This is a genomic window from Virgibacillus proomii, assembly GCF_018916875.1.
Classification (GTDB): domain Bacteria; phylum Bacillota; class Bacilli; order Bacillales; family Amphibacillaceae; genus Virgibacillus; species Virgibacillus proomii_B.
This window is the reverse complement of the sequence record NZ_JAHLNO010000025.1, coordinates 1-14,133: the sequence shown is the minus strand read 5'-3', so window position 1 is coordinate 14,133 and position 14,133 is coordinate 1. Positions and strand designations below refer to the sequence as shown.

General features: G+C 36.2%; 15 protein-coding genes. 8 read left to right on the top strand and 7 right to left on the bottom strand.

What is annotated here, in order from left to right; translation table 11 throughout:
• Positions 1-57 precede the first annotated feature (57 nt).
• The 3 genes from KQI21_RS13745 to KQI21_RS16960 form a co-directional block, all read right to left on the bottom strand.
• Positions 58-330, bottom strand: coding sequence for a YihY/virulence factor BrkB family protein (locus KQI21_RS13745; protein WP_253291510.1), 273 nt, complete (start codon positions 328-330; stop codon positions 58-60).
• Positions 331-524: 194 nt separating this feature from the next.
• Positions 525-719: a YhjD/YihY/BrkB family envelope integrity protein gene (locus KQI21_RS16965; protein WP_373687681.1), complete on the bottom strand. Its 195-nt coding sequence runs from the start codon at positions 717-719 to the stop codon at positions 525-527.
• Entirely contained in the window at positions 697-822 is a 126-nt protein-coding gene (locus KQI21_RS16960; protein WP_507236664.1) for a hypothetical protein, read from the bottom strand. The genes KQI21_RS16965 and KQI21_RS16960 overlap by 23 nt, the downstream gene beginning before the upstream one ends.
• Positions 823-1,212: 390 nt before the next feature.
• Between KQI21_RS16960 and KQI21_RS13740 the strand changes: the two genes are divergently transcribed.
• The 3 genes from KQI21_RS13740 (at position 1,213) to KQI21_RS13730 (ending at position 3,908) form a co-directional block, all read left to right on the top strand.
• Entirely contained in the window at positions 1,213-1,677 is a 465-nt protein-coding gene (locus KQI21_RS13740) for a DUF948 domain-containing protein (RefSeq protein ID WP_216484767.1), read from the top strand.
• Between the two features lies 1 nt (position 1,678).
• The gene (locus KQI21_RS13735) at positions 1,679-2,134 is read left to right on the top strand and encodes a DUF948 domain-containing protein (RefSeq protein WP_216484766.1); all 456 of its coding nucleotides are present in this window, start codon (positions 1,679-1,681) and stop codon (positions 2,132-2,134) included.
• 562 nt (positions 2,135-2,696) lie between these two features.
• The gene (locus KQI21_RS13730; protein ID WP_253291503.1) at positions 2,697-3,908 is read left to right on the top strand and encodes an RtcB family protein; all 1,212 of its coding nucleotides are present in this window, start codon (positions 2,697-2,699) and stop codon (positions 3,906-3,908) included.
• A gap of 660 nt (positions 3,909-4,568) precedes the next feature.
• Here KQI21_RS13730 and KQI21_RS13725 read toward each other — a convergent pair.
• Positions 4,569-5,006 (bottom strand): DUF948 domain-containing protein, encoded by a 438-nt coding sequence (locus KQI21_RS13725; protein WP_216484762.1) that lies wholly within the window; start codon positions 5,004-5,006, stop codon positions 4,569-4,571.
• Between the two features lie 624 nt (positions 5,007-5,630).
• Between KQI21_RS13725 and cwlD the strand changes: the two genes are divergently transcribed.
• Positions 5,631-6,365 carry an N-acetylmuramoyl-L-alanine amidase CwlD gene (cwlD, locus tag KQI21_RS13720; protein ID WP_216484761.1) on the top strand — a complete coding sequence of 245 codons (735 nt, stop codon included), beginning with the start codon at positions 5,631-5,633 and terminating at the stop codon, positions 6,363-6,365.
• 981 nt (positions 6,366-7,346) lie between these two features.
• Positions 7,347-8,405 (top strand): iron-sulfur carrier protein/transcriptional regulator SalA, encoded by a 1,059-nt coding sequence (gene salA, locus KQI21_RS13715; RefSeq protein WP_216484760.1) that lies wholly within the window; start codon positions 7,347-7,349, stop codon positions 8,403-8,405.
• Between the two features lie 58 nt (positions 8,406-8,463).
• On the opposite strand, the gene gerD is transcribed toward salA, so the two are convergent.
• The gene (gene gerD / locus KQI21_RS13710; RefSeq protein WP_253291501.1) at positions 8,464-9,138 is read right to left on the bottom strand and encodes a spore germination lipoprotein GerD; all 675 of its coding nucleotides are present in this window, start codon (positions 9,136-9,138) and stop codon (positions 8,464-8,466) included.
• Positions 9,139-9,389: 251 nt separating this feature from the next.
• Between gerD and KQI21_RS13705 the strand changes: the two genes are divergently transcribed.
• Entirely contained in the window at positions 9,390-10,061 is a 672-nt protein-coding gene (locus KQI21_RS13705) for a KinB-signaling pathway activation protein (RefSeq protein WP_216484759.1), read from the top strand.
• A gap of 121 nt (positions 10,062-10,182) precedes the next feature.
• Here the strand turns inward: KQI21_RS13705 and pdaB are convergent, their stop codons facing one another.
• The gene (gene pdaB / locus KQI21_RS13700) at positions 10,183-10,941 is read right to left on the bottom strand and encodes a polysaccharide deacetylase family sporulation protein PdaB (RefSeq protein ID WP_216484757.1); all 759 of its coding nucleotides are present in this window, start codon (positions 10,939-10,941) and stop codon (positions 10,183-10,185) included.
• A 132-nt stretch (positions 10,942-11,073) separates the two neighbouring features.
• Here pdaB and KQI21_RS13695 point away from each other — a divergent pair, with 132 nt between their 5' ends.
• Both KQI21_RS13695 and KQI21_RS13690 read left to right on the top strand, forming a co-directional pair.
• On the top strand, positions 11,074-11,475 hold the full coding sequence (locus KQI21_RS13695; RefSeq protein WP_216484756.1) for a hypothetical protein: 402 nt from the start codon (positions 11,074-11,076) through the stop codon (positions 11,473-11,475).
• 683 nt (positions 11,476-12,158) lie between these two features.
• Complete coding sequence (locus KQI21_RS13690) at positions 12,159-12,383, top strand: hypothetical protein (protein WP_077319071.1); 225 nt, start codon at positions 12,159-12,161, stop codon at positions 12,381-12,383.
• A gap of 1,169 nt (positions 12,384-13,552) precedes the next feature.
• Here the strand turns inward: KQI21_RS13690 and KQI21_RS13685 are convergent.
• A partial coding sequence (locus KQI21_RS13685; protein ID WP_216484754.1) for a transposase occupies positions 13,553-14,133 on the bottom strand: 581 nt, incomplete at its 5' end.

The window sequence follows — 14,133 nt, the reverse complement described above, 5'->3', positions numbered from 1 at the left end:
GATCATCTAGCTTTTTTATTTGGTCATTATGATATAAAACATTAATAACTTCACCGCTTAAAAAATTATCCCGGTTAGGAAAAACCAGATAAGTAAAATAATAATACCACCAAGACTGCCATAAGTTGCAGAATAGTTGCCGAAATTGCTAATATAGAAGGAGAATCCAAAAGAGATAAATTGCCATAACATACTTGCAGTAATTGCTTCAGGAAAAATATGGTTAAAAGGAAGTTGTTTATTTGGCGCAAATCGGTATAAAATAAGAAGAAATCCAGTTAATATAATGAAGCTGATAAGCCATCTTAATACTTGAAAGAACAAATCCATAGCTGGTGTAAAGTTTAGAAAAACTTGGCTTAACGCCAAGTCTGTATGGCGAAAGCTGTAGTTTTTCTTATACTATAAACCATAAAGTTTTATACTTTCCTATAGTATAAAAAAGTATCTAAAAGCTAAAATGATATTACCAAATACTAGAACAATAATCGCATTAAAAGTAATGATCATGCTAAGGGTTAGACCTAGACGATAAGGCGAACGAGTATGAAATGACGAGTTTCTTCTACTTCAAAAGCAGCATTACTTGCTTTGATAAACGCATTCATTGCTGCAGATGAGGACCAAAAAGCGCTGATAAGACCAAGAGCCAAGAGACCACCCTCGAGGTACTTCGATAAGGTCGACAATATTTTCTTATAAAATGATGGTAAGTTCACTTGGCAAAATGGTTTCTATAAAGGTAATAGCGTCTTCAGCTGTAATTGGAAAATACGGGATCATTGCAAAACCTACTAAAAATACGGGAACAATGGATAACAGAAAATAATAAGCTAATGTGCTGCTAACTAAGGTACTTGATCTGTTTGAAATTTTTCGATAAATAATTTACGATACGTTTTTATTTTCGGCATAGTGCTCATCCATCCAGTCAATTTAATCTGTATATACCCTTCTCCGTGCTGGAGTAGTCTACTTGATAAAAATGACATTGGCTGGTTTGATAGCAGAAGATAGATAATAAAGAACGTTACTTTTTTGTTGTGTAGTGTAGATGGTGAATTAGTGTTGCAATTTGCAGGTAGGACTCTTCGTAAGGATTATGCAAACGTTGCCTAGTCTTAGTGACATAAGGACAGGGAACACGTATAAACGTTTCATTCCACTTGACGAGTGGTATAATGCAAAATAGAGAAAGGGGGATGACCCAAGGTGGAAGATATTTTATATTTGACGCTATTAATCGTTGCAATTGCATTTGCCATAACGGTTATATATATTGCGGTTGTGCTCTTCCGTGTAGCGAAGTTGCTAAAAACAATGGGGAGTACATTAGGACGAGTTGACGCCGAAATGAAACAAGTACTTCCTGATTTAAAAAATACACTACAAGAAGCCTATGTTACAGTTAGTGATATAGAAGAAAAGTTAACAACAACCGATCCATTATTTGCAACAGTAGAGAACATTGGGAACTCTGTGAACAATATCAATCAAGCATTACAAAAGGCGGACTCTAAATTAACTAGCAGTGAGTTTGAGAAGCAAACGAAGCCATATATTGAAGGAATTCGTTGGACAGAAACAGCTTTTTATTTATATAACAAATGGAAGAAAAAAGAACAGGATATGGAAGTATCCAACGTATCGATGAAACAAACTGGGAAAGAGGGATAACATGTTAGAGGTAGGAGTATTACTAATTGGAATAGCCTTCTTAGTCATTGCTATCTTTGTTAGTCATGTATTAAATAATTTAGCTGGCGTACTACGTGGGGTGGAAAAAACGATCAAGAATTTACCTGATCAAATGGACTCGATGGTGAAGGAAACAAGCGGATTAATTCGTGAAAGTAATAATACCTTAGCAGATATTAATGATAAAATGAAACAATTAAGTCCGTTATTTTATGTGATGAACGATGTAGGGAATGTAACACAAAAATTTTCTTCCTCGTTAGTACATGTAACAGAGACACTAAAAAACAAAGCAGAAACGGCAAAAGACGAAGTAGGTAAAAATAAAGGCGGCCTATATGGATCATTTGCTATGGGCTATTATTGGTTAAAAAAACGTATGCAGCAAAAAAAGCAACCGCACGAAAGATCAACTAACCATACTGAGGAAAAGTAGGCCATCCTTTTTAGACCAAATTACATTAGGGACAGATAAGGACGGTGACCAAAGAAGGATTATATAGTACTGGTTAGCGGTTTGGCCAGAGGTAAAGATGTCTTGTAAATAAGAATGCAAAAAAGGATCTATTTGATATCTGCTTGATAGATTAGTCTATAGAAAGTGATGTAATAAAAAATGTAACGCTTTAATAGTTCCGAATAAATACCGATAATAATGAAAGGAATAGGTGGCTTATTTAGAGATCTGCTTCAAATAGGTTGCCTTTTCTATATATAAGAAATAAATTATCACGGAATACTAAGGTTCCGTAAACTCCCATTTTCAGGAGAAAAGATCTATGAATGAAGGTTTACAAAGCAGTAATTAAAATTTTAGAATATTCATTCAATTTAATTGATCTACTATGTATTACAGATATTAGCGGTTATTACTTATGCTAGTAAAAGTTCAATTGGTACTCATTAGAAAACGTCAGTCATACGGCCGAAATGATTTTTTCAGAAGGTGGAGGACGATAACTATAACAGATATTACTTCATGGTGTAGGAGGATAGCATTGAAAAAATATTTACAAATACAGGGGAGTTATAGTAGTGCAAAAATCTTTACTAATAATATTGAAGAAGGAGCACTTCAGCAAGTAAATGATATTTGTAACCAAGAATTTGCTAAGGGGAGTAAAATACGAATCATGCCAGACGTGCATCAAGGTATAGGGTGTGTGATTGGCACAACGATGACTATTACAGACAAAGTAGTTCCCAATTTAGTTGGTGTCGACATTGGTTGCGGTTTAAGCTATACGTTTATTAATGTAGATAAAAAGGACATTCCTTATGAAATGCTGGATGATGTAATTCGCAAGATGATTCCAAGTGGACAAAAAGTAAGAGGGCATACACACCCTGCTGTAAATGTGTTTGATGATTTTAATAGTATTCGTGCTCCTTTAAGAAAGGTAGATCGGATTAAAAAAAGCTTAGGCACTCTTGGTGGTGGTAACCATTTTTTGGAGTTAAATGAAGTAGAGCCGGGGAAGGTTGCACTTGTCGTTCATTCTGGTTCCCGTAACCTAGGAAATCAAATTGCTTCCTATTATCAAAACCTAGCATACCAACAACTGACAGATATTGCCCGAGAACGGGAGCAGCTTATTCAGAAACTTAAACAACAAGGGAAAGAGGAAGAAATTAGTACAGAACTTAAGAAATTAATACCGAAAAAAATACGCAAGGATATAGCGTATTTACAAGGAGACACGTTGGATGATTATCTGAATGATATGAGAATTACACAGCACTATGCTTGGTTAAACAGAAAGGTGATGTTAGAGGAAATATGTAAACATATGGGCTGGGATGAAAAAATGATGAGTGAAGTATACTCAACAGCACATAATTATATCGACTTGGATACGATGATATTACGTAAAGGTGCTATTTCTGCACAAACCGGAGAAAAAGTAATCATTCCGATAAATATGAAGGAAGGTAGTATTCTGGCTACCGGAAAGGGAAATCCAGATTGGAACTATTCCGGTCCACATGGAGCAGGAAGGGTAATGAGCCGCTCGAAGGCTAGAGAAAGTGTCAGCTTCAAGGAATTTAAGGAGTCTATGAAAGATGTATGGACTTCTTCAGTCACAAAAAGCACCATGGATGAAGCGCCCATCGTCTATAAACCGAAAGAAGAAATCATTGATAAAATTGCCGATACTGTTACGATTGAAAAAGTAATCAAGCCTGTATATAACTATAAAGCTAATTAAGAAAATATACGTTACGCTTTTTATCTCATAAGACTGTTCTTCTGAATTGAGCTTAATTCTTATGACAAAGCTCGTTAGGTCGATGAATAGGTCATATAAAAAGATCACCCATTGATTCAAAACTTCTTGGGCTGATCTTTTTTAAGTTGTCTAAGAATTTATATATGTTTCAGCATGGTGGAATAAACTTTTTGATAAGTAGCCGCGTCTAGCTTAAGCACTCGTGCTGCTAGCAAAGTTCGACCTTCTTTCTGCGATAGACAACATTGGCTCGAATCTAAAGGAAGGCCGACTAAAAACGGGCTTGCCGCTCAGGCGTCAGCATACCCCTGTTTTAGGGGGATGTTTTCTTTATCTCGCATGTAAGGTGCTGTAAGTCTTCCCCTTCAAGAGTTAAAGGAACACGGAGAAGTCAAAGAGGAAGAGGGAGAAAACGGCACCTAAATGCCCGATTCGTTCGACTAACATTTCTTGGGGAAAACATTCCAAGAAATGAAGTTTCACTTTATCCCGTCAGAAGTTCTGCCGTTTGTACGTCGTACCCGAGCGCTTCTAGCTTTAGTTATGTTACATCGTAAACATGTTGATTCTAGGTAGATGTGCAACTAGTGTCTTTACCAAGCTTCTAATACAGGTCAATTACACCTAGTTTTTATTAGCTTAGTTCATATCGATGGTATTACGCTTTTTACTATACTGCATAATAAAATATGCTAATGTTACAAGACCGTAGATGCCTTCTAAGTGATGCTTGCTTGTAAATTCATTTCCTTCTGATTCGGAGTTTTTAACTTGCATGATAGCATTTGTCATCGATGCTGAGATTGAATTTGCAGCACGGGTTGCATCTCCTACCATATGGAAAATAGGCGTTAATTCCTTTACTTGCTTGTTGACTTCATGAATTGTCTTATTTCCCATATGAAGTGTATCTTTCGCTTGGTTTGTAAGTTCTTCTACTTGCTCAGGGAGTTTACCTGTCGTATTTTGTAGGTTCTGTAACACTCCTGCTAATTTTAAAAGTGGTTTAATTAATAACATCACAAGTACGAATAAAGCAATAGCAATAATTGTAATTCCTATGCCTAACCAATCCATTCGTTTAGCTCCTTTCTTCAAGCTTGGTAAAAATTCTTTGCTTCTTGCTAATACCGGATTACAAAAGTTCACTAAAAATGGTTGCCTATAAGTAACGTTTTTTTACAAACATTTTCTTAACTCAATTTGCAACGTTTTGAACAGGAAAGAGACAGTTTAATCATATCACGGATGTTTGAGTACGTCGTAAATATAGCTTAGATTTACTGTTCAAAAAAATACTTGTCGTACATATTTATCCCCTAATTTTGGCTAATCATACTCTTTATATCACTCTGATGGTTAGCGCTATACAGTCGTTTTAACTAACCAACCATAAACTTTCTTTTACCATTAGAAGCTCAATAATCGAAGGTAAATTGCCCTAAATAGTCATTTATCCCGTTTTGCCGATGAATCGAATTACTTCTTAAGCGCTGTTTAGTGCTGAATTTACGGAATGCTGTCGTTTTTAATAACCTTAAGCGATGTATAACTGTTACTGACCTTAACCAAAAATAAGATATGTATGTCGTTAATATACCACAAAATAGTGAAAAGTAAGTAAGGAGTCAACTGTTTGTTGACATATTTTCATTGCCCGTCCCATAAACTAGAACACGATAATTAAAAGGGGACGAGACTATGAAACGAGGTTACCAAATTGTCATTTGGATAGCGGGAGCAATTTTATTAGTATATCTCATATGGCTGCCAATAAGGGAAAATCAGACGAGTACGTCAGGATCTTCTTTTTCAATACCTTTATCGGGAAAAACGATTGTCATTGATCCGGGGCATGGTGGTCCAGATGGAGGTGCGGTAGGCAAGGACAATACACAGGAAAAGGATATTTCGTTAAAGGTTTCTAAAATGCTACAGAAGTATTTACAGCAGGTAGGTGCACTTGTTTATTTGACACGGGAAACGGATAAAGACTTAGCTTCAAGTGAAACAAAAGGCCTTTCAAAACGCAAATCAGAGGATATCCGAAGTCGCTTGGCTTTTATTCATGAAAAAGAAGCGGATTTTTTTATAACCTTACATTTAAATGCGTTACCGTCACCGAAGTGGAGGGGAGCACAAACATTTTACAATCCCCGTAAGGATGAAAATAGACATTTAGCTAAGATGATCCAAGCGGAATTAATTCGTAATTTGGAAAATACCAACCGGGCAGCATTAGCTATTAATAATGTTTATTTATTAAAGCATGCCGAAGTGCCAGGGGCTTTAGTTGAAATAGGATTTTTATCAAATGAGTCTGAGCGGGAGCTGTTAAAAGATGAAAATTATCAGCAAAAAGTAGCAGCAAGCGTGTACAAAGGGATTTTACGCTACGCAACGGAAGACGTAGAAAATGAAGAAACGGAGAGCTAATGAGAAACGTTTAGCTAATAGTTAAAAAGAAGTATGAATTTATCCCGTATTAGGATCCCCGTTTCTGAGTGATAGAAATCTAAGTAGATGATAGCAGTACTTAAATCCATATTCGATTCGAACAACAAGGAAAGGAAGACTACTTGAATAAGCATCTTACGAGGAAAAAGTTTTTTAAGCATAAGGAACGTATCGACAGCGGCATATTGCGATTTTTCAAAAGCTACCCGAGATCATCACCTTTTTTTGTCAGTAGTTTTGTTGTCTAGTTTATGTGCTTAAGCGAATAGCAAACTTAAAACTTTCCCCACTACGATAAATCAACATCGGCTCGATCAAAAGGAAGACCGATTAAAAGCAGCTTGCCGCTCAGGCGTCGGCATACCTCTGTTGCAGGGGTATGCTTCCTTCATCCCGAATGTAAGAAGCTGTATTTTCCTCATTTTAAAATCTGCTTATGATTTTGCGTAATGTTGAGAAAAACGGCTCCTAAATCCCCGATTTGTTCAAAGGCCTTTAGGTCATACCCTTGTGGTACTAACATTCAAGGAGAATTACGACAACCTCTATCTGATTAAATACATTATACCTTGAGTGGTACAACGATTTAAAACTAGTAAAAATACTAGTTAATAATAATATACGAGGAGAAAAGCGCCTTGAATGAAGTTTCACTTTATCTTGTCAGAAGCTCTCCAGTTTGTACGTCGCTACCCGAGTGCGTGTTTTTGTTCTATTTCTCATCAGTAGGGAGTCAAGGAAAAGTCTCATTTAAGAAGTTTCACTTTTCAGTTTTTTGTCCTATTTGAATACATATAAGTAAACAATTTTAAGCAGGGAATCGTTATACCAGAGGTTTTATCTGCTTTCTTTCATTTGAAGAAATTTTTGGTGATATGGAGCAAACTCATAAACTGATGGATGATTTATTTTATGTTATACTGACGTTGTATGCATTTACAAAGGGATGGTGATTCGAGAATGCTAACTAAAGAAGAAGTAATCCAACTGCTTAACCCTGTTAAGGATCCGTTTTTACATATAACGCTTGAAGAAACGAAAGGCGTAAAAGAAGTAACCATAAAGGAAGAGAAAAAGCATGTCAGTGTCAAGCTTGCCATTGCAAAGACCAATACTGCTGAACAGATGCAGCTTCAACAGGAGGTTGTTGGAATTCTAAAAAGAAATGGTGCTTCAACAGTAGGTTTGCGGTTTGAACAGTTACCGGAACAAGTCATTCGGAAATATCAGCCTATTGCTGAGCAAAAGCAAGAGGCTACTCTAATGGGAGGCAGTACCAAAACGAAATTCATTGCCGTCTCCAGTGGTAAAGGTGGTGTAGGGAAATCCACAGTAACTGTTAATTTAGCTATTTCTTTAATGCGCTTAGGGAAAAAGGTTGGAATAATTGATGCCGATATTTATGGGTTTAGTGTACCTGATATGATGGGGATAGAAGAACGTCCCAAAGTGCGTGGGGAGAAAATCATACCAGTTGAACGGTTTGGAGTAAAAGTGATTTCCATGGGCTTTTTTGTTGAGGACAATTCGCCGATCATTTGGCGTGGTCCAATGCTTGGCAAAATGCTAAATAGTTTTTTCAAAGAAGTAGAGTGGGGAGACTTGGACTACTTATTACTTGATTTGCCACCAGGAACTGGAGATATTGCCATGGATGTACATGAATTACTTCCATCTTGTAAGGAGGTAATTGTAACAACACCACATCCTACAGCGGCATTTGTTGCAGCTCGGGCTGGGCAGATGGCGTTAAAAACAAATCATGAAATATTAGGTGTAGTTGAAAACATGGCTTATTTTGAGAGTGAACTTACTGGTCAGAAGGAGTATGTATTTGGGCGCGGAGGTGGAAAAAAGCTTGCAGAAGTATTGAAAACAAAGGTACTTGGTCAATTACCGCTACAACAGCCGTATGAAGAAGAGGATGTATTTGCACCATCTGTGTATCAACAAGATCATCCGATTGGACAAGCATACCATAAAATTGCCGCTAAAATCGTTGCTCAATTAGAAGAATAAATAAAAGGGTGTCTCATCCATAATTTGAGGCGCCCTTTTGTTTTATATTAATTTGTAATTAGCTGCCGCCACCTGATTCGCCGGCACCGGCACCACCGGCACCACCGTCACCACCGTCATCACCACCGCCGGCACTCTGTTCTTGATTTTCTTTTCCTTGTTGTTGTTTACCTTGTTTTTCTGCTGCTTTAAGCAAGGTTTCCTGCATTTTTTCTTGGAAAAGCGGTGTTTCTAATGTTTGTTGGATCGTTTCTTCAAGGTGTTCGCGGAACTGTTGACTTTTAACTACTTTGACCATTTGCTCATTCATTTCTGGATTTTGCAATAATTCAAGCATTTGTTTTTGATAATCAGCATCATTCATTAAACTTTTCATCAGTTTAATATGTTCTTCCTTCATTGATTTTGTATATTCTTTTACAAAATCGACATCTTGAAACAAAGTAGTCCACATTTGTTTTCCTTTGTCGGATACAAGTGCTTCGTTTATAGATTTTTTTACAACATCTGATTCCAAAACTAATTCTTGCTTCATTTTTTCATCTGTCATAATCTCACGTAATGCTTTTTTACCATCTTCTGTTTGTAATATATCAACAACCATTTTCTTAGTTGTATCATAATCTCCTTCTTTGTCAGAGGCATTTCCATTGTTACAGCCGCTGATAAGCATGATAGCTAATACGATAACGGTGATAATTATAAGCTTTAGTTTAAACCGATTCATGATCATTTGGAAATCCTCCCTCCTTCCTCTTTAATATGAGTAAATAAGTAAAAAATATTCGTTTTGTAAGGAAAAAACGGTTACTTCATGATAGAATACGGAAGGGAGGGAACTTTTTTTACTATAGGAAAATATAAAATTTTAGGGTTTATAGTATAAGAAAAACTACAGCTTTCGCTAAAGACTAGGCGATAAGCCAAGTTTTTCTAAAAACAAAGACAATCGACTTATGTTACATGTATTAGGGGGAAATGGGTTTGAATAGTCGGAAATTAGTGAATTTCTTTTTTAAAACATTGTTTATTGGTGGTCTTACAGGTCTTGTTACCAGCTTTTTTGTAAAAGCTGAGGAGTATGCAGCGAATCTGAATCCCATTAATTGGATGGAATTATTTGGACTCATTTTATTTTTCATTGGTTTAGGATTAGTATTTAGTGTAGTGAGCCAAACCGGTTTTTTTGCTTATTTATTTATCAATCGTTTTGGATTAAGCTTATTTCGTTCATTTTGGCCAACCGTTCAAGTATTATTAATCGCATTTGTTGTTTTTGACTTAGTTTATTTTCCTTATCAAGCTACGAAAGATGAGGTAGCTATTTATTGGTATATCTTAATGTCCGCAGCAATTTTAACTTATGGCTTAATCGTGGCAAAATTAAAGGCTAAAGAAACGAACAAGAAAGCGTTTATTCCAGCCTTATTTTTAATGGTAGTCATAACTACCATTGAGTGGGTACCTGGCTTACGCACTGAGGGGACAGATTATGCTTGGTTAATGATTATTCCATTACTTGCTTGTAATACATACCAACTATTGGCATTACATCGAATTAATCGCAATGATTCCAACTCTAAATCAACCAGAACTGTAAGTAGGCAGACTAAAATTAAACAAAGTGGGAAAAATGTAAAAACGTCGGTAAGATGAATTCTTATCGACGTTTTGTTTGTATTTTAAAAATGCAAAAGATGTAGTGCGGATTTATGCCGTGAAAAGTTTGTACTAAGGTATTCCTTTTGTTAACGTTAGACTCCTTATAAATTATAAATTAGTCAACCAGTTTTGGATCGGCATGTGCTTGATTAATTAATTCTGTCATCGGAACAAAGTTAAAACCTTTGTTCTTTAAACCCGGTAAGACCGTCTTTAGCGCTGCTGCCGTTTGCTTTGCCGAATCAGATGCATGGAGCAAAATAATATCACCATTTGTCGTGTTTTTCATCACATGATCAACAATTGCTTGGGTGCCAGGACTTTTCCAATCGTTCGGGTTAACGTTCCAATGGATGACGTTATACCCCATGTTTTCAGCTAACTCAATAATTTCTTTATTAAAGTGGCCATTAGGAGGTCGAAGCAACTTTACTTCTTTATACCCCATTTTATCAAATACTTCACGTGCTTTTCGTAAATCAATTTGAACAGTTTCTATTTCTTGTTCCAAATAACTTTTATAGCGATAACCAAGAATCCCTAATTCATGCTTATTTTCTGTAATCTTTTCTACGATATCCGGATGTCTCTCTGCCCATTCTCCGCTAATAAAAAATGTAGCCTGAATATTTTTCTCTTTTAGCTGCTTAAGGATATCATGCACTCGTTGTTCTCCCCAGCTAATATTAAAAGTTAAAGCGATGTTTTTTTCATTTGCATTTCCTTTCGTCATTGCAGTTGGCTCATTATTAGAAAACATAGAAAAGGATCCATCTCTTTCAAACCAAATTAACGTTGCTGTAAAAAAAGCGACAACCAGTAAAGTAACCCAGCGCTTCCATTTGTTAAAGCGCCATACATAGAAGTACTCCATTTTATTTTACTACCTCCTCTTCCATCTTGGTTTATCTCGCATTTAAGATGCCGTAAGACTCTCACTTCAAGAGTTGTAGAGAATACGGAGAAGTCTAAGTGAGAGATATTAGCACCTAAATGTTCGCTTCATTTGGGGCGACAGGACAAGAAAGACTACGACAGCGATACATCGCACGCAGAAAAAGCGTACTTCTTTTTCAAGGACAAGAAAGACTACGACAGGAATACATCGCACGTAGAAAAAGCGTACTTCTTTTTCAAGGACAAGAAAGACTACGACAGGAATACATCGCACGTAGAAAAAGCGTACTTCTTTTTCAAGGACAAGAAAGACTACGACAGGAATACATCGCACGTAGAAAAAGCGTACTTCTTTTTCAAGGACAAGAAAGACTACGACAGGAATACATCGCACGTAGAAAAAGCGTACTTCTTTTTCAAGGACAAGAAAGACTACGACAGCGATACATCGCACGTAGAAAAAGCGTACTTCTTTTTCAAGGACAAGAAAAGCACGATAGCGACACATTGAAAGACTTCCTGATTAGACATCCCACGCAGAAAAAGTGTTTTTCTTATTCAAGAGCACCCGAGAGTTTAGCCTTTGTTCCCTTCTATTCAGTAGGGGGTGAAGGAAAGGCCCTACTGAATGAAGATTCCCTTTATCTGACGCATGTTCATAAAATATTAAGTAGGATATTCTGTAGCATGACGGTACTTTTTTGAACAAGCCTTATTAAAAACGTATGTAATCAGCAATGAATTAAGAACAACATTTAAAAGTATGAATAGATGGGAGCTTTATTACGAAGAATAAAATCTTAATGAGGAGGTTTATTATAAAGAATAGCAACCGGATGATTCGCTTGCTCATAGGCCGGAAGTTAGTGGAATTTTTTAAGTATAAGAAAAAAAGAAAGTATTTATCGCTAAAAACCGACATAATTCGCTAAAAGATGCGAATAGTTTTATATGATGTTTGTTTTTACCTAAGATACTCATTACCTCATAAATAATACTCTAAACCAAAAAGAGCTTTTCCTACTATATCTATTTAAAAAAAGTTAAAACCTCAGCTACCATCCGTTAGGTAGAAAAAAGTGAATAGAAGTTAACTTACCAGTAGAAAATTTTTTCTTATTTCTAAAAGGGCCTTTGTCTAAACTAATAATAATTTGAACATAATTGCATAAAAGTTCTAGGTGGTGAATATAATTGTTAGGTTTATTAATTAATGACACAGAACAAAAGGAATTAGAATATTTAATTAGAAGAGAGTTAGAGGAACTGTTAATGGATTTAGAGGATCGACGTATTGATAATATAGTTAAAGAAGCAATGAGAGAAAGGTACCAAATGTTGTTTCAATTATTTCGTAGAGTAGCAAGTGAGAGAGAGTGCTTAAAATATATGCCAAAACATAGCGGTAATCACCAATAAAGACAGCTGTGTTGGTGGAGAAAGAGAAAATTCTTTAATAAATCCGCATGGTTGGAGGTAAAAAGCTTGGCTATATCAAATTAAGTGTCTTTTTTTGAAAAAATCGGAATGAATACTCTATCTCGAATTTAAGGTGCTGTAATATTTTCGTTTCAAGAGTTATAGAAAGTACGAAGAAGTATGAGTGGGAGATAACGGCACCTAAATGCCTGATTCGTTTGATCCAGTGGACAGGGCAGAGTAGCTTGACAAGGAAAGCTTCACAGCAACACATCGTATTGTTTCAAGGATACTCTCCGAGATTTTAACCTTTATTCTACTACTGATCAGTAGGGTTACAGGAAAAACCCACTGAATAGAAATTCTCTTTAGTATGAAGGAACGGGCTAATTTCTAATGTTGATATTTAATTTGACGAAGTGACGAATTATGGTTTTTTGTTATAAGTGAGGATCCTTCAATTCTTGTCTTAAAGGGCGTGTTTAAAAGAAATAAAAAGGAATCGAGAAGTTCGAGGTAACGTAATGTCGATGATGCATTTAACTTTATCTGACCCTAACGTAAAAATAAACCGATAAGAATTCGAGTGGCTGTTTACCTACTTTTTGGATACCGTTTTTGAAAGTAGATTTGTCTAGCTTAAGCTGTGGCCTCGCTCTTCTGCCTATGATAAGGCAACATCGGCTCGAATCTAAAGGAAAACCGATTAAAAGCGAGTTTGCCGCTCAGGCGTCGGCATACCCCTGTTTCAGGGGCATGTTTCCTTTATCCCGAATGTAAGGATTCGTATTTCTCTCATTTGAAAAATCTGCTTATTGTTTTATGAGCTTTATAAGAGAAATGGCTCCTAAATCCCCGAATTGTTTAGGTCGACAGGACAAGAAAGGCTTCTTGAATAGACATCGCACGTAGAAAAAGTGCTCTTCTTTTTCAAGGACAAGAAAGGCTTCTTGAATAGACATCGCACGCAGAAAAAGTGCTCTTCTTTTTCAAGGACAAGAAAAGCTACGACAGCGACACATCACGATTTTTTCAAGACCAGCTATAAAAAGTCAAGGTAAAAATGGAGCTATTTTTGAGATTGTGATAAAATGACTCCGATTAAAATTAAGCATACCAAATAAGCCTTCATTCATTTTTTTTAAAAAGAAAGCTTAGAATAATTTTTATTATTTATTATTTGGTCTCGGTTCATAAGGTTTTTTATCTCTAAGTATTGCAAAAATGATATGCGTTAATTTTCGAGCGACAGCACCAACAGCTGTACCATGTGCTTTACCACGCTTACGCAATCTTTGGTAATGCAAGGGAAGAGCAGGATCATGGAAACTCGCTACAAATGCAGCTTGCCAAATAGCTCGTCTAAGGTAAGGAGAACCTCGTTTAGAAAGTCGAGTTCTACTGCTATTAAAGTCACCAGATTGATGAACAGAGGCGTCTAGGCCTGCAAAAGCAACAAGTTGCTCAGGACGCTCAAAGCGTTTAATTGAACCAATTTCTCCAAGTATGACACACGCTGTAACATCACTAATACCAGTGATCGTTGTCAGAAAATGTTCTTGGCGATTTGAAATATCAATCATTACTTTTTCAATTTTTTCTAGATGTTTTTCAATTAATGAAATTTGTTCTAAAAGAAGTTGAATTTGTAGTTTAAATACATCTGTACCAATAGAAATGCCAAAGGTATTCAACGCACTTTCTCTAATTTGATTCGCTTTATTAAAAGCTTTTGTTTCACCGAGACGCC

Excerpts from the sequence above, each read along its gene's own strand:
- pdaB (WP_216484757.1), bottom strand. The coding sequence starts at position 10,941 with ATGGAGTACTTCTATGTATGGCGCTTTAACAAATGGAAGCGCTGGGTT.
- KQI21_RS13725 (WP_216484762.1), bottom strand. The coding sequence starts at position 5,006 with ATGGATTGGTTAGGCATAGGAATTACAATTATTGCTATTGCTTTATTC.
- salA (WP_216484760.1), top strand. The coding sequence starts at position 7,347 with ATGCTAACTAAAGAAGAAGTAATCCAACTGCTTAACCCTGTTAAGGAT.
- KQI21_RS13735 (WP_216484766.1), top strand. The coding sequence starts at position 1,679 with ATGTTAGAGGTAGGAGTATTACTAATTGGAATAGCCTTCTTAGTCATT.
- gerD (WP_253291501.1), bottom strand. The coding sequence starts at position 9,138 with ATGATCATGAATCGGTTTAAACTAAAGCTTATAATTATCACCGTTATC.
- cwlD (WP_216484761.1), top strand. The coding sequence starts at position 5,631 with ATGAAACGAGGTTACCAAATTGTCATTTGGATAGCGGGAGCAATTTTA.
- KQI21_RS13745 (WP_253291510.1), bottom strand. The coding sequence starts at position 330 with ATGGATTTGTTCTTTCAAGTATTAAGATGGCTTATCAGCTTCATTATA.